This window comes from Arthrobacter sp. ISL-85 (genome assembly GCF_018613675.1).
Taxonomy (GTDB): Bacteria; Actinomycetota; Actinomycetes; order Actinomycetales; family Micrococcaceae; genus Arthrobacter.
In genome coordinates this window covers 103,604-125,779 of sequence record NZ_JAGGPQ010000006.1, presented here as the reverse complement: position 1 = coordinate 125,779, position 22,176 = coordinate 103,604, and the positions used below count along the sequence as shown (strand labels likewise).

Annotated in this window: 17 protein-coding genes, 1 tRNA gene and 1 pseudogene; 12 read left to right on the top strand and 7 right to left on the bottom strand. The window is 66.2% G+C overall.

The features are described from left to right. Positions 1-161: 161 nt before the first annotated feature. The 3 genes from J7I84_RS05455 to J7I84_RS05445 all read left to right on the top strand — a co-directional run bounded on the left by J7I84_RS05455 (position 162) and on the right by J7I84_RS05445 (position 3,301). Complete coding sequence (locus J7I84_RS05455) at positions 162-1,565, top strand: MFS transporter (protein WP_214941681.1); 1,404 nt, start codon at positions 162-164, stop codon at positions 1,563-1,565. Between the two features lie 66 nt (positions 1,566-1,631). Continuing rightward, the gene (locus J7I84_RS05450; RefSeq protein WP_214941678.1) at positions 1,632-2,114 is read left to right on the top strand and encodes a cation:proton antiporter regulatory subunit; all 483 of its coding nucleotides are present in this window, start codon (positions 1,632-1,634) and stop codon (positions 2,112-2,114) included. A 5-nt stretch (positions 2,115-2,119) separates the two neighbouring features. Beyond that, the gene (locus J7I84_RS05445; RefSeq protein ID WP_214941675.1) at positions 2,120-3,301 is read left to right on the top strand and encodes a cation:proton antiporter; all 1,182 of its coding nucleotides are present in this window, start codon (positions 2,120-2,122) and stop codon (positions 3,299-3,301) included. 99 nt (positions 3,302-3,400) lie between these two features. Here the strand turns inward: J7I84_RS05445 and dcd are convergent, their stop codons facing one another. Further along, a complete protein-coding gene (dcd, locus tag J7I84_RS05440) occupies positions 3,401-3,976 on the bottom strand; it encodes a dCTP deaminase (RefSeq protein ID WP_214941672.1) in 576 nt (191 codons plus the stop codon). A 142-nt stretch (positions 3,977-4,118) separates the two neighbouring features. Here dcd and J7I84_RS05435 point away from each other — a divergent pair, with 142 nt between their 5' ends. Then, positions 4,119-5,834 (top strand): CAP domain-containing protein, encoded by a 1,716-nt coding sequence (locus tag J7I84_RS05435; protein ID WP_214941669.1) that lies wholly within the window; start codon positions 4,119-4,121, stop codon positions 5,832-5,834. Between the two features lie 15 nt (positions 5,835-5,849). On the opposite strand, the gene J7I84_RS05430 is transcribed toward J7I84_RS05435, so the two are convergent. Beyond that, positions 5,850-6,311 carry an SRPBCC family protein gene (locus J7I84_RS05430; RefSeq protein WP_214941666.1) on the bottom strand — a complete coding sequence of 154 codons (462 nt, stop codon included), beginning with the start codon at positions 6,309-6,311 and terminating at the stop codon, positions 5,850-5,852. A gap of 242 nt (positions 6,312-6,553) precedes the next feature. Here J7I84_RS05430 and J7I84_RS05425 point away from each other — a divergent pair. Next, positions 6,554-6,627: transfer RNA gene (locus J7I84_RS05425), tRNA-Gly, on the top strand. 35 nt (positions 6,628-6,662) lie between these two features. Here the strand turns inward: J7I84_RS05425 and J7I84_RS05420 are convergent. Further along, complete coding sequence (locus J7I84_RS05420) at positions 6,663-8,042, bottom strand: MFS transporter (RefSeq protein WP_214941663.1); 1,380 nt, start codon at positions 8,040-8,042, stop codon at positions 6,663-6,665. Between the two features lie 141 nt (positions 8,043-8,183). On the opposite strand from J7I84_RS05420, the gene J7I84_RS05415 reads away from it, so the two are divergent. Both J7I84_RS05415 and J7I84_RS05410 read left to right on the top strand, forming a co-directional pair. Then, entirely contained in the window at positions 8,184-9,038 is an 855-nt protein-coding gene (locus J7I84_RS05415; protein ID WP_214941660.1) for a LysR substrate-binding domain-containing protein, read from the top strand. A 166-nt stretch (positions 9,039-9,204) separates the two neighbouring features. Further along, positions 9,205-9,519, top strand: coding sequence for a hypothetical protein (locus tag J7I84_RS05410; RefSeq protein WP_214941657.1), 315 nt, complete (start codon positions 9,205-9,207; stop codon positions 9,517-9,519). A 72-nt stretch (positions 9,520-9,591) separates the two neighbouring features. Here the strand turns inward: J7I84_RS05410 and J7I84_RS05405 are convergent, their stop codons facing one another. Further along, the gene (locus J7I84_RS05405) at positions 9,592-13,098 is read right to left on the bottom strand and encodes a bifunctional proline dehydrogenase/L-glutamate gamma-semialdehyde dehydrogenase (protein WP_214941654.1); all 3,507 of its coding nucleotides are present in this window, start codon (positions 13,096-13,098) and stop codon (positions 9,592-9,594) included. A 389-nt stretch (positions 13,099-13,487) separates the two neighbouring features. Continuing rightward, positions 13,488-14,951 carry an amino acid permease gene (locus J7I84_RS05400; RefSeq protein WP_214941651.1) on the bottom strand — a complete coding sequence of 488 codons (1,464 nt, stop codon included), beginning with the start codon at positions 14,949-14,951 and terminating at the stop codon, positions 13,488-13,490. Positions 14,952-15,107: 156 nt separating this feature from the next. On the opposite strand from J7I84_RS05400, the gene J7I84_RS05395 reads away from it, so the two are divergent. The 4 genes and pseudogenes from J7I84_RS05395 to J7I84_RS05380 all read left to right on the top strand — a co-directional run bounded on the left by J7I84_RS05395 (position 15,108) and on the right by J7I84_RS05380 (position 18,686). Beyond that, positions 15,108-16,091: a LysR family transcriptional regulator gene (locus J7I84_RS05395; protein WP_214941648.1), complete on the top strand. Its 984-nt coding sequence runs from the start codon at positions 15,108-15,110 to the stop codon at positions 16,089-16,091. 12 nt (positions 16,092-16,103) lie between these two features. Then, positions 16,104-16,529 carry an aspartate 1-decarboxylase gene (panD, locus tag J7I84_RS05390; RefSeq protein ID WP_214941646.1) on the top strand — a complete coding sequence of 142 codons (426 nt, stop codon included), beginning with the start codon at positions 16,104-16,106 and terminating at the stop codon, positions 16,527-16,529. Between the two features lie 51 nt (positions 16,530-16,580). Further along, positions 16,581-17,507 (top strand): AEC family transporter, encoded by a 927-nt coding sequence (locus J7I84_RS05385; protein ID WP_214941643.1) that lies wholly within the window; start codon positions 16,581-16,583, stop codon positions 17,505-17,507. Between the two features lie 34 nt (positions 17,508-17,541). Continuing rightward, a pseudogene (locus J7I84_RS05380) lies at positions 17,542-18,686 on the top strand (FAD-dependent oxidoreductase). Here the strand turns inward: J7I84_RS05380 and J7I84_RS05375 are convergent. Beyond that, positions 18,683-20,161, bottom strand: coding sequence for an MFS transporter (locus tag J7I84_RS05375; RefSeq protein WP_214941640.1), 1,479 nt, complete (start codon positions 20,159-20,161; stop codon positions 18,683-18,685). The pseudogene J7I84_RS05380 and the gene J7I84_RS05375 sit on opposite strands and share 4 nt — an antisense overlap. Before the next feature lies 1 nt (position 20,162). Continuing rightward, a complete protein-coding gene (locus J7I84_RS05370) occupies positions 20,163-21,155 on the bottom strand; it encodes an LLM class flavin-dependent oxidoreductase (protein ID WP_214941636.1) in 993 nt (330 codons plus the stop codon). Positions 21,156-21,295: 140 nt separating this feature from the next. Here J7I84_RS05370 and J7I84_RS05365 point away from each other — a divergent pair, with 140 nt between their 5' ends. Next, entirely contained in the window at positions 21,296-22,168 is an 873-nt protein-coding gene (locus J7I84_RS05365) for an aldo/keto reductase (protein ID WP_214941633.1), read from the top strand. Positions 22,169-22,176 lie beyond the last annotated feature (8 nt).

Here is a 22,176-nt window from a genome sequence, read left to right as displayed (position 1 = left end):
AAAAGTTGGAGCAGGCGGCAAAAAGTAAGGTTCGGGAGGGCTCAGTTTACCAAGGAGGGTCCGGTATCCTCGTCGGTTTTTCGGACACCCGGAGCCGGAATCCCGGTGTCAAGGGCCCGCGCTCCCCTGGGTGTTCGCCACGGGCGGATACGATGCATCCTATGAACAGCGCCAGCGCTCCGGGGGCGATGCAGCCCGCCTCGGAACTCGAAACCGGAACCGGGTCCTCCACCAAAGGGCAGGTCCTGGCCTGGGCCTCCTGGGACTGGGGCTCGGCGGCCTTCAACGCCGTCATGACCACATTCGTCTTCACCGTCTACCTGACGTCCAAGGCCTTCGGCGGCGAGGACAGTGCCTCGGCAGTCCTGGGCGGCGCCTTGGCGGTTGCCGGGTTCGCCATTGCGCTGCTGGCACCGGTCACCGGCCAGCGCTCGGACGCAGGGGGCCGGCGCAAGCTGTGGCTGGGAGTCAACTCTGCCGTCGTCGCCGTCCTCACCGCGCTGTGCTTCTTCGTGTTCCCGCACCCCCAATTCCTGCTCCTCGGGGTGTCGCTGATCGCACTGGGCAATGTCTTCTTCGAATTCGCCGGCGTCAACTACAACGCCATGCTCGTCCAGGTGTCCACGCCACGGAACATTGGAAAGGTGAGCGGTTTCGGCTGGGGTGCCGGCTACCTGGGCGGCATCGTGGCCCTCCTGGTGGTCCTGCAACTGTTCGTCCAGCCTGCCTTTGAATGGTTCGGGGCATCGACGCAGGACAGCCTCAACATCCGGCTGGTGGCCGTCTTCTCCGCCCTGTGGTTCTTCGTCTTCGCCCTTCCCGTCCTGTTCGCCGTTCCTGAACTGCCACGCTCCGGGCAGGCCGCGCGCCTGGGATTCCTCGCCAGCTACGGGCTGCTGTTCCGGCGGATCAAGGCGATCTACGCCACCAGCCCGCACACCATCTACTTCCTTCTGGCCAGTGCCGTCTTCAGGGATGGCCTCGCCGCGGTCTTCACGTTCGGCGGAATCATCGCTGCCGGCACGTTCGGTTTTGCCCTGTCCCAGGTCATCTTCTTCGCCATTTTCGGGAACGTGGTAGCAGCCATCGGTGCAGTCATTGGCGGATTCCTGGACGACAAGGTGGGCCCAAAGACCGTCATCACAGGCTCCCTGGTGGGCCTCCTTGTTGCCGGGAGCGCAATCCTGGTCCTGGGAAACGGTAAGTATGCCTTCTTCGGCATGGAATGGGCCGGCAGTACCACGTTCTGGGTCTTCGGACTTTTCCTCTGCCTGTTCGTCGGCCCGGCCCAGTCATCGTCCCGCGCCTACCTGGCCCGGCTGGCGCCGCACGGGGAATCCGGTGAGCTCTTCGGCCTCTACGCCACCACCGGCCGCGCAGTCAGTTTCCTGGCGCCCGCCCTGTTCACGCTCTGCATCACCGTGGCAACCCCGCTGGTGCCTGCCGGGCAGGCGCAGCGGTGGGGCATCCTCGGCATCATGGTTGTCCTCCTGGCAGGACTCCTGGTGCTGCTTCCGGTAAAAGCGCCGGAGAAGGCACCCATTGCCGTAGTCCCCGCAACCTGAAAAACACCCTTGCGGTGCCGTCCCGGGGCCCCGGCCAAGTGCTGCAAGGCAGACTAGGCTGGAGTCATGAACGTGGACGAAACGAACCTTCCCGGCCTGGGCCGCCGGAAGGACTTCATGACCGCCTCCGGGCGCCGCATCGGCGTCGTGGAGCTCCGGGAAGGCCAGACGGAACTCATCGTTTCCACCTGGGACGACCCCGATACTTGCCAGGCTTCGATTCCGCTTACCAGCGATGAAGCAGCCACCCTGGGCAACCTCCTGGGCGGCATGCACCTTGCCATGAAGCTCGCGGAAGAGCACAAGGACGTTCCGGGCATCGTCACCCGGCAGTTCTCCATCGCGGCGGACTCCCCGTTCCAGAACCAGCCCATGGGCAAGGCGTGCATCCGCACCCGGTGCGGCGTTTCGATCGTGGCCATCATGCGCGAGGGTGAGGTCCTGCCCTCGCCGGGACCCGACGTCGTCCTCCACCCCGGTGACCTGCTGGTGGCGGTGGGCACCCAGGAAGGCCTCGATTCAGCGGCCGAGATCCTGCGCCACGGCTAGTCCCCATGGACCCGTTGGCCCAGACCCTTGTTGAACTGGGGGCCGTTGTGTTCTGCCTCGGCCTCCTGGCCAGGCTGGCCGGGCGGATCGGTATGTCGCCCATCCCGTTCTACCTGCTGGGCGGACTCGCATTTGGTGCGGGCGGCATCATCAAGCTCGAAGGGATGCATGAGTTCGCACATCTCTCCGGCGAGATCGGCGTCATCCTGCTGCTGCTTATGCTCGGTTTGGAATATACGGCTGCCGAGCTCTTCACCGGCCTGCGCCGCTCGTGGCAGGCCGGCGTCCTTGACCTCGTCCTGAACTTCCTGCCCGGCGCCGGGCTTGCCCTGCTCCTGGGGTGGGGCGGCGTGGGGGCCATGGTCATGGGCGGGGTCACCTACATTTCCTCGTCGGGCATCGCCGCCAAGGTCATCACGGACCTCGGCCGGCTTGGCAACCGCGAGACACCTGTGGTCCTGTCCATCCTGGTTTTCGAGGACCTGGCCATGGCCGTCTACCTGCCCATCCTGACGGCCACGCTCGCGGGAGTGGGTTTCCTCGGCGGCCTCACCACGGTGGCCATTGCCCTGGCCGTGGTTACCGTGGTCCTGATGGTGGCGCTGCGGCACGGGCACCATGTTTCCAAGGCAGTGCACAGCGAGAACTCCGAGGTCTTCCTGCTCAATGTCCTCGGGGCGGCCCTGCTGGTGGCGGGCGCGGCGTCCGCCATGCAGGTGTCCGCGGCAGTGGGCGCCTTCATGCTGGGCATCGCCATCTCGGGTTCCACCGCCCACAACGCCACCCTGATCCTTGAACCGCTGCGCGACCTGTTTGCAGCCATCTTCTTCGTGGCGTTCGGCCTCAACACGGACCCTTCAGCCATCCCGCCGGTCCTGGGGTGGGCACTGGTCCTGGCGGTGGCCACCGCCGGAACCAAGATGATGACCGGGATTTGGGCGGCAAGGCACGCCGGGATTGCCCGGCCCGGACGCTTCCGGGCCGGCGCCGCGCTGGTTGCCCGCGGCGAATTCTCCATCGTGATCGCAGGCCTGGCGGTTGCTTCAGGCGCAGTCCCGCATCAGCTCGCGGCCCTTGCCACCGCCTACGTTCTCCTGATGGCTGTAATGGGGCCACTGGCCGCACGCTATGTGGAACCGCTGGCCAAGCCGTTCATCCGGAGGCCGGCGGTCGCGCCACAGCCCTAGCCTGCCTGCGGGCCCGACTGCCACCGTGGCAGCGTGCCGTTCTTCCGGGGCTGTTGGGTACGGCGCTGCTAGATACCGGTACTGCTGGTACCGGTGCTGCTAGATGTTGGTGCGGTGGAAGTTCAGGTGGCTGCGGCTGGCGGTAGGGCCGCGCTGGCCCTGGTACCGGTTGCCGTACTCCCCCTGGCCGTAGGGGAACTCCGCGGCTGAGCTAAGCCGGAAGAAGCAGAGCTGGCCGATCTTCATGCCGGGCCACAGCTTGATGGGCAGGGTGGCCATGTTGGACAGTTCAAGGGTGACGTGGCCTGAAAAGCCGGGGTCGATGAAGCCCGCGGTGGAGTGCGTCAGCAGGCCCAGCCGGCCCAGGGACGACTTCCCTTCCAGCCTGGCTGCGATGTCATCGGGCAGCGTCACGGTCTCGTACGTGGACCCCAGGACAAACTCCCCCGGGTGCAGGATAAAGGCTTCGCCCTGGTCAACTTCCACCAGCCGGGTCAGCTCGGGCTGCTCCAGCGCAGGATCGATGTGCGCGTACTTGTGGTTGTCGAACAACCGGAAGAATTTATCGATCCGGACATCCACGGACGACGGCTGGACCATCGCGGGATCGTACGGTTCCAGCACGATCCGCTGGGAGTCAATTTCGGCACGAATGTCGCGGTCAGAGATCAGCACGGTCCCAAATTACCGTATCGGTTATCCACACCCGCACTTTCCCGTTGTTGCTGTGGCCTCCTGGGGCTAATGTTGCGAATGACAGCCGCCGGAATGGTCTCCCGGATGGCGTAACAGAGCTGGGGATGTTGTGAATAAGTTAATGGCACCGTCTGTTCTTGGCGTGCTCTGTGCGTTGGCGCTGGTCTCGTCGTCCGCCACCGCACCTCCCGCACCGATGCCCACCGATCAGGCGGGAGCAGCGAGCATCTCGCTGGCGGCCCCGCTGATGCGCCGCGGCGGCACGTCCACCACGGGCGACGGGTCCACAGGGAGCCTCACCCCGGCCGTGGAGCCGGATATCCGGGTCGCGTCACCCGTGCCGGCTGCCACCCCCGCACCGGCCCCCGCCTCCGCGCCCAAGGCGGATACTTCCTCCACGCCTGGGGTCCAATCCGCAACGGAGACGCCGCCACCGCCGGCACCGGCTGCCGCTTCGGCGGACCCCGCCCCCCAGACGGTTTCCCTCCCTCCGCTCTGGGGACCGGACCAGGGCCTGGCATCGCCTTCCACAACACAACTAGCGGCTCCCGAATCCGCCGCCGTGCTTCCCACCACGGAAGCCTTGGTCCCGGACAGCAATTCAGCCGCCATCCTGACGGTCTTCACCAAAATCAACGAGTACCGGGTGGCCAACGGCCTGAACAAGGTGAAGTACCACCCCACCGTGGCCGGACTGTCGCAGGAATGGTCGGACAACATCGCCACCCGTGAGGTGGTGGAGCACCGGGCCAGTTTCTGGACCGATCCCCGGGCCATGAGCCCCAACAACGGTGCCGGTGAGATCATTGCCATCCGCACCGACCGCGACGCCGCCCAGCTTGTTGAATGGTGGAAGGGATCGCCGGGCCACAACGCCATGCTCCTTGACCCGCGATTCAACGTGATGGGCGCGGGGATCTCCTACACCAACTCCACCTACCAGATTTGGGGTGTGGTGAACTTCTTCGGTTACACCACCCTGCCGGCGGGAACCCTCGATTCACCGGGCGGCGCGTCATCCGGCGGCGCTTTCCCGCCCCCGCCGCCAAGCCTGTGCGACGCACCCGTCAAGCACATGCCGCCCACCCTCAACCTCGCCGCTGCGGCAATCACCGGCCCGGCCGACCTCGTGTCCGTCGACGCTGCCGGGCAGCTGCTCAACCGGGCCTCCACGGGGCCCCGCACCTACGCCGCTGCCAAGGTGATTGGCTCAGGCTACAGCGGAGCCAAGGAAGTCTTCGTCACCGACTGGGACCGTGACGGCGCATACGACGTCCTCACCCAGTGGGCCAGCGGCAACCTGACACTGGCCCGCGGCATCGCAGGTGGCGGGTTCCAGGCGCCCATCACCCTCGGCGTGGGCGGATGGGACACCCTGACCCTTGCAGTGGGCGGCTGGTGCGCCAACAACCGGATGCCCCAGATCCTGGCCCTGGACGGGGCTGGAAACCTGTACCTCTACGGCAACAAGGGCACCGGCGATATTTCGGAACGCGTCACGGTTGCCACCGGCATCTACGCGTCCCGGCTGTCCATGGTGGACTACGACGGTGACGGCTTCCAGGACATCCTGGGGCTGAAGACCGACGGCACCGTGCAGCTTTACCGCGGTTGGGGCAGCACGGGGCTCCGCGCAGAAACCCGGACCACGGTCGCCACGGGTTGGACGGACGTCACGGGAATCCGGGCGCTGCGGAACGTCACCGGGCTGAACTCCACGGGCGTGGCACTCCGCCGGGCCAACGACACCGTACAGTACTGGGACCTGAGCTCCGGGAGCCTGGCATCGCCGTCGGCCATTCCCGGACCATGGACGGGGCAGCGGCTGGCGCAGTGACCCGGTGGCACTGATTCAGAGGGCCGGCTGAAGTTCCAGCACGTTCTTCAGCCGGTCCAGCTGTGCCACATCGGAATTAACCCGGTGCTGGAGCATCCCGCCAAGGAAGGCCCACCTGCTGAGGAACCCGAACCGCCCCTCGCGCTTTGCTTCCATTACGAACCGGACCCGGGTCCCGGCATCTTCGGAGCTGAGGTAAAAGCCGCCCCAGCGTATGGCAGGACCGGAAACAATGTGGAACTGAATTTCAGCACCAGGCCGCACATTGGTGATCTCCAGCTCTGCGGGAATGCTCAGTCCGGAGCGTCCAGCAACCATCTTCCGGTACACGGCGCCCTTGGCCTCGACCGGGCCCTGCACGAGCTTCACGCTGCGGACGTCGCTGCGCCAGGCAGGAAGATGGGTGGCATCAAGGAGGTATTGGTAGACGGCGATGGCGTCGCGTTCTATGAGGACTTCGTGCTCTGCGATTGCCATGAAGAAATTCCTGTGGTTGACGTTCGGCTGCCGCAACAGCTGCCTCCCCCCAACGCGGCCGCTACGCGGATCAGGTTAGCCACCGCCAGCCGCCCGGACCTAGCCGGCACCGCCGACGTTATTGAAGAGTTACTGGATGACGTGCCGGGTTGCAGGACACGGAAACCGCCGCTGGTCCGGGTTGGCGGGGAGCCCGCAGATCTGCGCTAAGCTAAGTTCTGCCCCGCGCGAGCGGCGGCGCTGCGGCTGTAGCTCAATGGTAGAGCGCTAGCTTCCCAAGCTTGATACGCGGGTTCGATTCCCGTCAGCCGCTCCAGTTCCTCCCGCCGGATCAGGCCACCGCTTAAGCCCCTACGCAGCCACGCGCCGTGCGATCCGCACCGGATGCCGCCGGTCCCGCCAATCCACCTTGAGCTGCAGGGACCCCTTCCGCGCCAGGATGATGCCCACGGTCATGGCCGCAAGCGCTGGCACGCCGCCGGATACCAGCAGGGCCACATGCGGATCGGTGTGCTCTGCGATCCAGCCCAGCATGGGTCCGCCCAGCGCCTGGCCCCCGATCAGCACCATGATGTACAGGCTCATCACCCGCCCGCGGATCCCCATGTTGGAGCTGACCTGCACCAGCTGGTTGGAGCCGGTGAGGAACATCAGGCACCAGAAGCCGGAAAGCACCATGGCAGCCCCGAACCACACCATGGACGGGGCCAGAACTGCCAGGCAAAGCATCAGGCCGTACATTCCGGCGCAGAACACCACGGACCGCAGGCGCAGCTGCCGGCGGCGGGTGGACGCCACGGCGCCGGACAGCGCGCCGAGTGCCACCAGGGCGTTGAGGAGACCGTACCCGCCGGCGCCTATCTTGAAGACGTGGTCTGCGAACGCTGCCAGGAGCACCGGCAGGCTCATGGCAAACACGGAAATGAAGCCGGCCATGAGCCACGGCCAATAGATGGTGGGCTTGCTCAAGGCGTAGCGCAGCCCCTCCCGGAGCATTCCCTTGCTCTTGGGGGTTGGCGCATTGACGTACAGCTGGTCCTTGCGCAGGATCAGGAGCATCGCCACCGTGGAGCAGCACGCTACAGCATTGGAGGCGAAAGCCCAGCCGGCGCCTACAGCGGTCAGGAGCAGGCCCGCGATGGCGGGACCGATCAGGCCGCCCAACTGGAAGGTCGTCGAGTTAACGCTGATGGCGTTCCGCAAGTACCGGGGACCTACAAGCTCATTGACGAACACCTGGCGTGCGGGCTGGTCAAGGACCGTCACCAGGCCCAGGACCAGGGCGATGGCATAGACGTGCCACACCATGATGACGCCCGTGAGGGCAAGCGTGGCCAGGGTTGCAGCCAGGATGGCGGCCATGCTCTGGCAAAGGATGAGGATCTTCCGCTTGGCGAACCTGTCGGCGATCATGCCGCCCCACGGACCCAGCAGCAGGGACGGCAGGAACTGCAGCGCCACGGTCACTCCGACGGCCGTCACGGAACCTGAGAGCTGCAGCACCAGCCAGTCCTGGGAGATGCGCTGCATCCAGACCGCAATGACGGCGATGAAGTGGCCGGCGGCGAAGATCCGGAAGTTGGGCACCTTCAGAGAGATAAAGGTGTGCTTCCAGGGGAGCCGCTCCGCGACGACCGGAAGCGGCTGGGTCTGGTTGTCCGGCGGCGCTGCGGCCGCCGCGTCGATGACTGGCTGGGAAACGGAGGCCGACGAAGGCGGAGGCGGTGCCACAGGAGTGTCCTCAAAATTGCTGGCGGTCTGGGATGTCCTTAACGCTAGGCTGGCCGGGCAGGATTATGGAGAGGTATGGTGCCTATAACTCGTATTGCAAAACGCAATAGGCGCTCAGCCGAAAGGACACCGGAGTCCGGAATGTTTGAACCAGCACAGTTGCGCTCCTTCCTGGCGGTGGCCGACACCCTGAGCTTTACCAAGGCTGCTGAGCGCCTGGGGCTGGCCCAGCCCACCATCAGCCAGCACATCCGCAAACTCGAAGCGGCGGCCAAACGCAGCCTGATCACCCGGGACACCCGCGACGTCAGGCTCACGGACAACGGGGACGCGATGGCCGGGTTTGCCCGCAGTATCCTGTCTGCGCATGACGCCGCCGCCCGCTACTTTTCGGGGTCGGCAATGCGCGGGCGGTTGAGGTTCGGCACCGCTGACGACCTCGCCATCACCGGGCTGCCCCGGATCCTGCGTGAGTTCCGGCAGATCTATCCGCAGATCAACCTGGAGCTGACCGTGGGCCAAAGCGACCAGCTGTACCGCAAGCTCAACGCCGGCCAGCTGGACCTGGTCTTCGTGAAATGGGTGGCCGGCGCTAAGGACGGCACCGTGGTGCAGCACGATTCGTTTTCGTGGGTGGGCCTGGAACAGACCGTGATGGAACCCGGAAGCCCCGTGCCCCTGATCGCCTATCCTGCCCCGAGCCTCAGCCGGAAACTGGCCATCGATGCGCTGGAGGCCCATGGCAGGACCTGGCGGATCACCTGCACCACCCGGCAGATCAGCGGGGTCCTGGCGGCGCTCAGGGCGGGCATCGGCGTGGCCGTCATGCCCACGTCGCTGGTGCCCGAAGACCTGAAGATCATCACCCGGCGCTTCGACCTGCCCGCCGTGGGTGACGTGGACTTCACCCTGATCCGCAACCCGCTGGCCAACGCTGAGGTGATCGACGCCCTCACCCAATCGATTGTCGGAAGGACCATTAACCGCCAAACTTAACTCTCCGATGGCACAATTTCCAGCATTTAGGGGAGATAGGGGGCGCGTGTCCATTGATAGGGGAGGTGGCATCACCTATGCTGGTTTTTCAAGGTCCAGCAGCAGGCCAGTTCTCCGAATCAAGCGCGCGCCCGCATGCCGGAAACGTGTTTGGGACAGGCAGCCAATGACGACAGCCAGGAACATCCAGCAAGGTTCTGCACACGCACGCCCGTACGCTCCCGCACGGCCGTCCACCCGCCAGAACACCCTCGGAACCGGACATGCCTCCGTTGACTCCGGATACGTGGGAAAACCCACCTGTGACAAATGCCGTACGGACGAGTTCGTCTACCTCGAGTCGTACATCCCGCCCACCTATCGGCGTGACGGATCGGTTGCCTCCCTTGGCGAGGTGGCCTACACCTGTACCCGTTGTGAGGATTTCTCAGCCCACAGCGTCCCAGTCAGCTGGACTCCGCCCGGCTGGTACCTGGGCTAGTTGTTAACAACAAGGTCCGGTGGTTGGACTGGTTCCACCAGCTCAACCACCGGACCTTTTTGTGCCCTGAAGCTAGATCAGTGCGTCCGAAAGATGGTTCGGGGTGCCAAACCGGTGGGCGGTGACGCTGACGGCCTGCTCATGCAGGAATGGCAGCAATTCCACGCGGCCTGCTTCCGTGACGGGGTGGGCGTAGATGGCCACATCGAGCCGCCCACCGGTGGCTGCGGCCAGCGCGGAGGCGTCACCGCCGATCAGGCGGATGCGGGCGCCAGACAGCTTGCCCGCCGCGGCGAGCTGTCCCGCGGAAGCCAGCCAGCCGGCGTCGGACTCCACCGTCACGTCGATGTCCTGTGCGGTGAGCACGGAGCGCAGCTGGGCGGGAAGTTCGACGGCGGTGGACACGGTGAGTGCCGAACCCGCCAGCACGCCGGCTGCTACAGTCCGGACGAGGTGCGCCGAAGGTGCGCCTTCGGAGAGCCGGATGGTGACGGGCAGGCTGCGGTAGCGGAAGATGTTGCGTTCCGCGCCCAGGCCTGTGACGTCCTTTGCGGTGCCGAACTCCGAAGCCCAGGCCTCGGCGTCGGACGCCAGCGCGCGCTGGAAGGACTCAAGTTCGGCGGGCTCCAGCGCCGCACCTGCCACATTGAGGATGCGGCGCACACCGTCATGGGTGACAGATGCCGTGGCGGTGCTTTCCGCCGAAACCCAGTCGCCCAGGCCGGCCAGGTAGTTGGGGCCGCCGGCCTTGGTGCCGGCGCCGACGGCTGACTTCTTCCAGCCGCCGAACGGCTGCCGCTGGACGATGGCACCGGTGATGCCGCGGTTGATGTAGAGGTTGCCGGCCTGAATGGTGTCCAGCCAGATGCCCATTTCCTCCGAGTTGAGGGAGTGCAGGCCGGCGGTGAGGCCGTACTCGATCTGGTTCTGGATGGCGATGGCCTCTTCCAGGGTGTCCGCGGTCATCACGCCCAGGACAGGGCCGAAGAACTCCGTCAGGTGGAAGTAGGAACCGCGCTTGACGCCGTGGCGCACGCCCGGGCTCCAGAGCCGCCCGCTGTCGTCCAGCTTCCTCGGTTCCACGGCCCAGCTCTCGCCGTCGCCCAGGGTGGTGAGGGCATTGAGGAGCTTGCCGTTGGCGGGCTCGATGATGGGGCCCATCTGGCTCGTGGGGTCCTGCGGGCAGCCCACCTTGAGGGAGGTGACGGCGTCGATCAGCTGGTTGTGGAACCGCTTGGACGTAGCCACGGAGCCCACCAGGATCACCAGCGAGGCAGCGGAGCACTTCTGGCCGGCGTGGCCGAACGCGGAGTAGGCCACGTCCTTGGCGGCGAGGTCCAGGTCGGCGCTGGGGGTGACGATGATGGCGTTCTTGCCGCTGGTTTCGGCCAGCAGCGGCAGGTCCTTGCGGAAGGACCGGAACAGTTCGGCGGTTTCGTAGCCGCCGGTGAGGATCACGCGGTCCACGGCAGGGTGGCTGATGAGCTGCGTGCCGAGCTCCCGCTCCCCCAGCTGCACCATGGTCAGCACGCCCTTGGGCACGCCGGCCTCCCACAGTGCCTCCACCATGACGGCGCCGCTGCGGGCGGCCTGCTTGGCGGGTTTGATTACGACGGCGGAGCCGGCGGCGAGTGCCGCGAGGGTGGACCCTGCCGGGATGGCGACCGGGAAGTTCCAGGGCGGCGTGACAACGGTGAGCTTGGCTGGGACGAACGTGGCGCCGTCGACCGTGTCCAGCTTGCGGGCGGACTCCGCGTAGTAGTGGGCGAAGTCCACGGCTTCGCTGACCTCGGGATCGCCTTGGTCGATGGTCTTGCCGGTCTCGCTGGCCATGACTTCGAGGAGGTCCTCGCGGCGGGCTTCCAGGATTTCGCCGGCGCGGTGCAGGATCTCGGCGCGCTCGTTGCCGGACAGCCCACCCCAGGCCTTGCCCTTCTCCACAGCGTTGGCGATGGCGGCGTTGAGCGTTTCCTCGTCATTGATGGATGCGGCCTTCACCGAGGCGTTGCCCAGGGTGGAGGACGGTACCCGCCCAAGGATGGCACGGCCCCAGGTGCGGTTGGCCGGCAGCGCGGGGTCCGTGTCCGGGGTGTTCCTGAACCCGGTGTGTGGCATGGCCTCGGCGGGAAGGCTGCGGTCCTGCCTGCGGTTGGGCAGCGGAACGGTGTTGTCCAGGGCCTCCAGCGAGGAGAGGAAGCGCTGCTTCTCGCGCTCGAACAGCCCTTCGTTCTCGCTGAGCTCGAAGACTGCCGACATGAAGTTTTCCTGGCTGGCGCCCTCTTCCAGGCGGCGGATCAGGTAGGCGATGGCGACGTCGAACTCGGACGGGTGCACCACGGGCGTGTAAAGGAGCAGGGAGCCGACGTCCTTCTTCACTGCCTCGGCCTGGCCCTGCGCCATGCCCAGCAGCATCTCGAACTCGATGCCGGATTCCACGCCGCGCTGCTTGGCCAGGAGCCAGGCGAAGGCGATGTCAAACAGGTTGTGGCCGGCCACGCCGATCCGGACGTTCCTGATCCGGTCCGGGTGCAGCGCGTAGTTGATGACCCGCTTGTAGCTGGTGTCCGAGTCCTGCTTGCTGCCCCAGGTGGCCAGCGGCCAGTCGTGCAGCGAGGCTTCCACCTGCTCCATGGGCAGGTTGGCGCCCTTCACCACACGGACTTTGATGCCGGCGCCGCCGTTGGCGCGGCGTTCGGCGGCCCAGTCCTGCAGCCGGATCATGGCGGACAGGGCGTCCGGGAGGTAGGCCTGGAGCACGATGCCGGCCTCAAGGTCCTTGAACTCGGGCTGGTCCAGGATGCTGGTGAAGACCGCGATGGTCATGTCCAGGTCCTTGTACTCCTCCATGTCCAGGTTGATGAATTTGGCCTTCCTGCCGCCCGCAGCGAAGGAGGCAGCGCGCCGGAAGAGCGGCGTGAGCTTTTCGACGACGTGTTCCACGGCTTCGTCGAAGGCCCAGGCGGAGTGCGGGGCCACGGTTGAGGAGACCTTGATGGAGACGTAGTCGACGTCGGGGCGCGCCAGCAGGGTGTGCGTCCCTTCGAGGCGGCGGGACGCCTCGTGCTCGCCCAGGACAGCCTCGCCCAGGAGGTTGACGTTGAGCTTGATGCCATCCTTCCTGATCTTGGCGATGGCGGGGCCCAGCTTGGCGTCGGTGGCGTCCACGATCAGGTGGCCCACCATTTCACGGAGGACCTTGCGGGCCACGGGGATGACCACCTGCGGCAGGACGGGGGCCATGGTGCCGCCCAGTGCAACGGCGCTGCGCATGTACCAGGGCAGGAACGCGGGGACCTTGGGGGCCAGCTTCGCGAGGTTCCGGGCGGCGACGTTGAGGTCCTCGGGACGGACCACGCCGTCCACGAAGCCCACCGTGAAGTCCAGGCCGTTGGGGTCCTTCAGGACGCCGGCCAACTGCTCTGCGGAGGCATCCACCGGAACCTTCGCGGCCTCGGTGAGCCAGCGCCGGACCAAGGCGACCGCCTCATGGGCGAGGGCCTTTGCCTGGGGGACGTCGACGTCGACCGTCTGCGGGGTGGCCGCTTTGGCGACTGCCGGTTCCATTGCAACATGGGTCATGGTTTTCCCGATCTTTCTGGTGTTCTGGGAGGTCTTTCCACCAGTATGAGCTTCAACTCACATAAGATAAAGCGATCTTTTCCGACCAATACTGGTTAGAAAAACCAACGCTTTTACCCACCCCCAAACCCCCGCTCACATACCGCCCCTAAGACCCCAACGCCCGCTCACCTTTGACACCCAAAACCCAAACGCCCGCTCACCTTTAGTGGTTAACCAGCGAACCCTCCTGCGCGTGACGTGCAGGAGGGTTCGCTGTCCACACCGTAAGTGAGCGGGCGTTTCAGGAAAAGCGGCCAAACGTGAGCGGGCGTTTCAGGAAAAGCCGCCAAATGTGAGCGGGCGTTTCAGGAAGAGCCGCCAAATGTGAGCGGGCGTTGGAGGGAGGGTCAGGTCAGCGGGCGGTGCAGCTCGACGAGCTCCTGGTGCCGGGGGCTGTTGGGATTCATCAGCGAATGCTTACGTCCATAGCTGAAGTAGATCACCAAGCCGATGATCAGCCACACCACGAACCGCAGCCAGGTTTCCCAATGCAGCTGCAGCATCAGGAAGGCCGAGGCCAGGACGCCGAACGCCGGGATCACGGGCATCAGGGGCAGGCGGAACGTGCGGGGCGCGTCGGGCCGCTTGTAGCGGAAGATGATCACGGACAGGCAGACGACGACGAACGCGGCCAGGATGCCGATGTTGGTCAGGTCCGCGACCGCCTTGATGGGGAAGACGCCGGCGAGGAAGGCCGATGCGACGCCGCCGATCCAGGTGACGCGCTGCGGGGTGCCGCGGTGGTCCGTCTTGGCGAACCAGCCGGGGAGCAGGCCGTCGCGGCTCATGGAGAACCAGACGCGGGTCACGCCGAGCAGGAAGGTGAGCATCACGGTGAGGATGGACAGGACGGCGAACACCGAGATGATGGTGGCAATAACGGGCAGGCCCACCGATGTGAAGGCGGAGGCGAAGCCTGCCTTGGGGTCGATGTCCTTGTAGTTCTGCATGCCGGTCAGGACGAGCGTGGCAGCCACGTAGAGCAGCATGGCGATGATGAGCGAGAGCACGATGGCCTTGGGCATGTGCTTCTTGCCGTCTTTGGCTTCCTCGGCGGCGGTGCTCATGGCATCATAACCGAAGACGGCGAAGAACACGGTGGCGGAGCCCGCCACGACAGGGCCGAAGCCGCTGGGCATGAACGGGTTGTAGTTCTTGGTGTCGATGTAGAACACGCCCAGCCCGATGATGAAGAGGATCAGGACCACCTTGATGGCCACGGCCGCCAGTTCGAACCGGCCGAACGCCTTGGTGCCGCGGGACAGGATCCAGGTGACCAGGAGGCAGACCAGGATGGCGGGGACGTTGATGATGCCGCCCTTGCCTTCGTCAAACGTGGAGGTCATCCAGCTCGGCAGGTGGACGCCGATGCCGGCGAGGAAGGCGTCCAGATAGCCGGAGATGCCGATGGCCACCACCGCGACGATCGCGATGTATTCCAGCAGCAGGTCCCAGCCGATGAACCAGCCGATCACCTCGCCGAGTGCCACGTAGCCATAGGTGTAGGCAGAGCCTGCGCGCGGGATCATGCCCGCGAACTCCGCATAGGACAAGGCCGCCGCCGCTGAAGCGAGGCCTGCGATCAGGAAGGAAATCAGCACCGCGGGCCCCACTCCCGGGTTGCCTTCACTGCCGGCGGCCACCAGTCCCGCAAGGGAGAAGATGCCGACGCCGATGATCCCGCCAACGCCAATGGCGGTGAGCTGCCACAGCCCGAGGGACTTGAACAGTCCGCTGTGCTTGTTCTCTTCTTCGATGTCATCGATCGGCTTGCGCCTCATGATCGATTGGCTCAAATCTTTACTGCTCATCGGGAACTCCTGGTTGGGGGTGCGACCCCGCCGCGGCACGCCAAGAACCATGGCTGTGACGGGGGTAACTCGGTTCCAACAGTATGCTCGGCCGATTGCGTTAGATAAAGTGGCTACTTCTAACCTATATTCGTTAGTTTCAGTTAGGAATTCGCCATGCTCGATGTTCGCCGCCTCCGGCTGCTCCGCGAATTGAGCATCCGGGGGACGCTTGCAGAGGTGGCGGAGGCACTGCAGTACAGCCCGTCGTCGGTCTCGCAGCAGCTGGCCCTCCTGGAGAAGGAAGTGGGCGTGGAGCTGCTCCGGAAGACGGGGCGGCGGGTCCAGCTGACGCCACAGGCTGAGGTCCTGGTGGCTCACACGGCGCAGCTGCTGGAAACCCTGGAGCATGCGGAGGCGGACCTGGCTGCCTCCCTGACCACGGTCACGGGAACGGTGCGTATAGCGGTTTTCCAGTCGGCGGCGCTCGCCCTGATGCCGGACACGTTGACCCGCATGGCCGCCACCTACCCGGAGGTCCGGATCGAAATGGTCCAGCGCGAGCCGGAGACGGCGCTGCACGAAACATGGGCGCGGGACTTCGACCTGGTGATCGCGGAGCAGTACCCCGGGCACGCGGCGCCGCGCTACCCGGAGCTGGACCGGGTGAAGCTGACCACCGATGCCATCCGGCTGGCCGTTCCCCCGGCGTCCGACGGCGGGCCCGCCATCAGCGGGATCGAGGACACGGCGGGCCTTGCGTGGGTCATGGAACCGCGGGGTGCTGCATCACGCCACTGGGCGGAACAGGCATGCCGCAGCGCGGGCTTCGAGCCGGATGTCCGCTTCGAAACCGCAGACCTGCAGGCGCAGGCCCGCCTGATCGAGTCCGGCAACGCCGTTGCCCTGATGCCGGACCTCGTGTGGACCGGCCGCGGCACCACCGCCCGGCTGCTGGAACTTCCCGGCAAGCCGCACCGCACCATCTTCACCTCGGTCCGCCGCTCAAGCGCCCACCGCCCGGCGATCCTGGCCGCCCGGGAAACCCTCGCCGCGGCCGCCGCCGCAGTGGCGAGGGACGGCGACGGGCGACCCTGCGGCACTGTGCAGAAGAGGTCACGTGTTTCGTGCGTCACTGCAGGTAAGGGGCCGCAGGTCTAGACTGGAGCCGTTATGAATCGCACAATGTTCAAGTCCAAAATCCACCGGGCCACCGTCACGCACGCCGACCTGCACTACGTCGGCTCGGTCACCGTTGACCTCGACCTGCTCGAGGCCGCCGACATACTGCCCGGCGAGCTGGTGTCCATTGTGGACGTCACCAACGGCGCAAGGCTTGAAACCTACACCATCGCAGGTGAGCGCGGGTCCGGCGTGATCGGCATCAACGGTGCAGCGGCGCACCTCATGCACGAGAACGACATTGTCATCCTGATTACCTACGCCGAGATGACCACCGAAGAGGCAAGGGCCTACCAACCGCGAGTGGTCCACGTGAACCAGGACAACCGGATCATCCAGCTGGGCAACGATCCCGCAGAGGGCCTCACTCCCGGCATGACGCGCCCTCCTTTCGCGCTTAACAACGCCACCCTGTAACCGGAGCGTGTGTCCCGGTACCTGCCTCCGCCGCGCCCGAACGGCTGATCCTTGCTAGGGGTGCTGGCGGGATTCTTCGTGGTCTGGTGCATCATCCTGGTGGGATGGTTCGTTGGAAAGCGGCGGATCCTCGGCGACAATGCCCGGCCCGTCCTCAGCGGCCTCACCTTCTTCGTCGCCAGCCCGGCGCTGCTCTTTGAAACCCTCAGCAAAGCCCGCCTGCAGGAAGTCTTCGCCCAACCGCTCCTGGTCACGGCGGTGGCCGCCATCGCCACCGCCGCCCTGTTCTTCACGCTGGCAAGGTTCTGGCTGAAGCGTGCCCTTCCCGAATCGTTGATGTCCGCCATGTCTGCGTCGCTGGCGAATTCGGCGAACCTAGGTATTCCCATTGCGGTATATGTCCTGGGCGACGCCAGCTATGTGGCCCCGCTGCTGATCTTCCAACTCGCGTTCTTCACCCCGATGTTCCTCATGATCCTGGACTCAATCACCAGCGCGCACCGCACCACCGTCCTGGGGTTTGGGTTGATGATCCTGCGCAACCCCATGATCGTCGGCTCCGGCCTGGGCCTGTTGGTGGCAGGCACCGGCTTCCAGGTTCCGGCGCTGGTCATGGAGCCGATCCACCTCATTGGCGGCGCAGCAATACCGGCCATGCTGATCGCGTTTGGAATGAGCCTGAACGGCACGCGCCCGCTACAGGCCTCTGCCGGCCGCCGCGTGGACACCCTGCTCGCGAGCGGCTTCAAGCTCGCTGTCCAGCCCGCCCTGGCCTATGTTTTTGCCCGCTTTGCGCTGGGCATGGACGGCCACGCGCTGTTTGCAGTGGTGGTCACGTCCTCCCTGCCAACCGCGCAGAATGTGTTCGTGGCGGCCAGCAGATACCAGACGGGGCTCACCGTGGCCAAGGACACCGTGCTGATCACTACCGTGGTGGCAGTGCCGGCGATGATCGGCGTCGCGCTTTTGCTGGCATGACTGTTGACCGCAAAAACCGCACCTTGGAGGGCTGATGAATACTGTGCTGGACACCGTGGTGATCGGCGGCGGGGCCATGGGATCCGCCGCGGCCTGGGCACTGTCCCGCCGCGGCCGGCAGGTGACACTGGTGGAGCAATTCGGGCCCGGGCACAAGATCGGCGCCTCCCACGGTGCCACCCGAAACCTGAACCCGGGCTACCACCAGCCGGACTACGTGGCCATGCTGGCAGAGTCACTGGCCCTGTGGGACGAACTGGAGCAGGAAAGCGGCGTGCAGCTGCTGGCGCGCACCGGCGTGGTCAACCACGGCCCGGGCGGTGACCTCCAGAAAATCGCCGCGGCCCTTGCGGATGCCGGCATCCGCGCGGAATTCCTGCACCTCGCCGAGGCGGGCGAACGCTGGCGCGGGATCCGTTTCGACCAGCAGGTCCTGCACATATGCCCGACGGCGGCCAGCTGAACCCGGAGGCCGCGCTGCCGGCCTTCCAGCGCCTCGCCGCCGCCCGGGGCGCCGAGATCAGGCACCACACCAAGGTGGTGGGCTTCGAGGTGTTCGACGACGGCGTGCGGCTGGCGCTCGAATCTGCTGCGGGCACGGAGGTGGTCACCGCAGCCCAGGCCGTGGTGACCGCCGGCGGCTGGACGGAGAAGCTGTTGGGCGGCGTTGGCGGCGGCACCACAGGGAGGAACCCGGCATTGCGGATCCCGAAGCTGACGGTCACGCAGGAACAGCCGGCGCACTTCCGCGTAGCGGACACCGGGGCGGTATGGCCGGGATTCAACCACTACCCGGGACCGGACTACCAAGGCTGGTACTCCCCCGTTTACGGGATGCAGACCCCCGACGAAGGCATCAAGGCCGGCTGGCACGGGGTGGGCCCGGTGGTGGACCCGGACAAAAGGGATTTCCTGCCGGAGCCGGTCCAGCTCGCCGCCCTGCAGGAATACGCCCGGCAGTGGCTGCCCGGCGTCGACCCTGATTCGTTTGAGGCCGTCAGCTGCACCTACACCACCACCCCGGATGAGGACTTCATCCTGGACCGGATAGGGCCGGTGGTGATCGGCGCGGGATTCTCCGGGCACGGCTTCAAGTTCACGCCGGTCATCGGGCGGATCCTGGCCGACCTTGCCACCGGGACCCGCCCCGCACCGTCGATCTTCCGGGCGGCCCGCTAGCCGCGGGTCCCTCTAGTTGGGCTGCCTTCCGCACTGCTTGGCGCTGCCTCAGCATCGGACTGGCCGGCGTCTTCGGCCTTCACCGCGGGCATAACCAGAACCGCTGCAACGGTCAGCAGCCCGGCCACCAGCGCGGCCAGGAAGACAGCCCCGGACGCCGAGATAACAGTAGAGGGTTCGGCGTCGCCACCGCTGCTGCCGCCGTAAATGGAGTTGGCAACGGCGCCGAACACGGCCACACCCAGGGCACTGCCGATGGACCGGGCAAACATATTGGTGCTGGTGACCACACCACGTTCATGCCAGGGCACGCTGGACTGGGCGGAGATCAAGGTGGGGGTGGCCAGCAGGCCCAGGCCGAGCCCGACGACGAAGCAGCTGACCGCGATCAGCGCCACGTTGGGCGAGGGTGCCGTCAACGACAGGATCAGCAGGCCCAGCACGGCAATGGCAATGCCGATCAAGGCGGTGGACTTGAACCCGATCCGCAGGTAGAACTTCCCGGCCTGCGAGGCGCTGAGCGGCCAGCCGAGGGTCAGGGCTGCGAGCGCCAGGCCGGCGACCAGCGGCGAGGAGGACAGCGCGCCTTCCAGGAAGGTGGGCACGTATGAGGTCAACCCGATCATCATGGCGCCAACGCCGAAAGACACCAGCGCGGTGGTGGCCAGCAGGCGGCGGGACACCACCCAGGCGGGGAGGATGGGCTCCGCTGCCCGCCGCTCCACCAGCAGGAATGCAGCCAGCAGCACTGCCCCGACCACGAACACGCCAATACTGATGGGCGAGTTCCATGCCCAGGCCTGGCCGCCCTGGAGGGCGCCGAGGATCAGCAGGCCAAGCGATCCGGCCAAAAGGACGGCGCCGGCGTAGTCCACCTTGTGCGGGGCGCGTTCCACGTTTTCGTGCAGGGTGCGGATCAGCATCCACCCGGCCAGCAGGCAGAGCGGCACGTTGACCAGGAAGATGCCGCGCCAGATGCCCAGGGCGGAGAAGATGCCGCCCAGGCTGGGGCCCACCACGGAGGAGATGGCCCAGACGCTGGCCAGGTAGCCCTGGACCTTGGCGCGCTCCTGCAGGGTGTAGATGTCGCCGGCGATGGTCACGGCCACGGGCAGCACCGCACCCGCGCCGAGTCCCTGCAGTGCGCGGAAGGCGATCAGGGACGGCATGCTCCAGGCCACGCCGCAGAGCACGGAGCCGAGCAGGAACAGGCCGATGCCGGTGAGGATGATGGGCTTGCGGCCCGCCATGTCCGAGAGTTTGCCGTAGATCGGGACGGACACCGCCTGCGCCAGCAGGTAGGCGGAGAAAAGCCAGGGGAAGGACGCGAACCCGCCCACGTCCCGGACGATCGACGGCACCGCAGTGGCCACGATGGTGGAGTCGATGGCCACGAGTCCCGTGGACAGCATCAGGGCAATGAGGATGGGCCCGCGCTCGGACCGGAACCCTACGCCGTCTTTTGCGTTGGCCATGTCAGACCCGCGCCAGTCCGGCGGCCTGGGCCAGCAGCTCGACGGACCGCAGGCGCGCCTCGGTGCCGTTGCTCTGGTGCGCCACGATCAGTTCGTCGGCGTCGGCGTGCTTGCCAAAGCTGTCCAGGTAGTCAATGACGACGTCGGGGGTCCCCACCGCGGAGTAGGTCATCATTTGTGCCATGTGCCGTCCCTGCGGCGAGTCCAGGATCATGTCCGCCTCGTCGTCGGTGAATTCCCGGGTACCGCCGCCGAAGAACAGCGAGACGCGGGCGCGCTTGGTGGCCTGGAACATGGCCTGCGCTTCGGAGGCGGAATCGGCGGCGATGACGTTGACGCCGGCGATGACGTGCGGGGCGTCCAGCTGGGCGGAGGGCTTGAACTCGCGGCGGTAAATGGCCACCGCTTCCTGCAGGGCCGCGGGGGCAAAGTGCGAGGCGAAGGCGTAGGGCAGGCCCAGCTGCGCGGCCAGGCGGGCGCCAAACAGGGAGGAGCCCAGGATGTACAGGGGAACGTTGGTTCCCTTGCCCGGGGTGGCTTCGACGCCCTGGATGCGGGTGGGGCCCGTCAGGTAGCCCTGCAGTTCCAGGACGTCCTGCGGGAAGCTGTCCGCGGACATGGGGTCACGGCGCAGAGCGCGCATGGTGTTCTGGTCGCTGCCCGGCGCCCGGCCCAGGCCCAGGTCGATCCGGCCCGGGTGCAGGGTTTCCAGGGTGCCGAACTGTTCGGCGATGGTCAGCGGGGAGTGGTTGGGCAGCATGATGCCGCCGGCGCCCAGCCGGATGCTCTCGGTGTGGGCGGCCACGTGGGCGATCAGCACGCTGGTGGCTGAAGAGGCGATGGAGGACATGTTGTGGTGCTCGGCGTACCATACGCGCCGGTAGCCCAGCTTCTCGGCGCTTTGCGCCATGGCAACGCTGCCTGCGAAGCTCTCCGCCGCCGTCTGGCCTTTGCCGATGGTTGCCAGGTCAAGAATGGAGAGGGGAAGAGTCACGTCGGGTGCGGCCTTTCAGGAACGTTTCGTAAGAGTTGCCGGCCGGGTCGCGGCGGGCACTTCATGCATAACGACGGCGGAGTCCGGGTTATTTCTGTGATCTGAGGAATACTCAGCATACTGATGATGTTGCCACCCCTATGAGCCATGATTCAACGAACCAGCTGGAACTGTCCGCAACTATCGACCTCAAGGACCTGGGAACCGTGCACCGGCTCGGTTTTGGGGCCATGCGCATCGTCGGTGACGGTGTCTGGGGTGAGCCCTCGGACCGCCAGGCCGCCGTGGCCGTGGTGCGCCGCGCCGTCGAACTCGGGGTGGACTTTATCGACACCGCCGACTCCTATGGCCCCAACATCAGCGAGGAAATCATCGCCGAGGCCCTGCACCCGTACAAGGAGGGGCTGAAGATTGCCACCAAGGTGGGCTTCACCCGCACCGGGCCCAACAAGTGGATCCCCGTCGGCCGGCCGGAATACCTGCGCCAGCAGACGGAGCTGAGCCTGCGCAAGCTGAAGGTGGACACCCTGGACCTGCTGCAGCTGCACCGGATCGATCCCAAGGTGGACGCCGAGGAGCAGTTCGGCGTGCTGCGTGAGCTCCAGGACGAAGGCAAGGTCCGTGCCCTGGGCCTGTCCCAGGTAAGCGTCGAAGAACTGGAAGCCGCGGGGAAGCACTTCACGGTGTCCACGGTCCAGAACCGCTACAACCTGACCGACCGCAGCTCCGAGGACGTGCTGCGGTATTCCGAGGAAAACGGCATCGGCTTCATCCCGTGGGCACCGATTTCCGCGGGCGAGCTCGCTCAGCCGGGCGGACCGCTGGACGAGGCCGCCAAGCGCGTGGGCGCCACCACTTCCCAAGTTGCCCTGGCCTGGCTGCTGCGCCGTTCGCCCGTGATGATGCCCATCCCGGGCACCGGCTCCGTGCAGCACCTCGAAGAGAACATGGCCGCCGCCGGCGTCACGCTCGACGACGACACCTACGCTGAGCTTGAAGCAGCCGGCAAGTAACAAGCGGC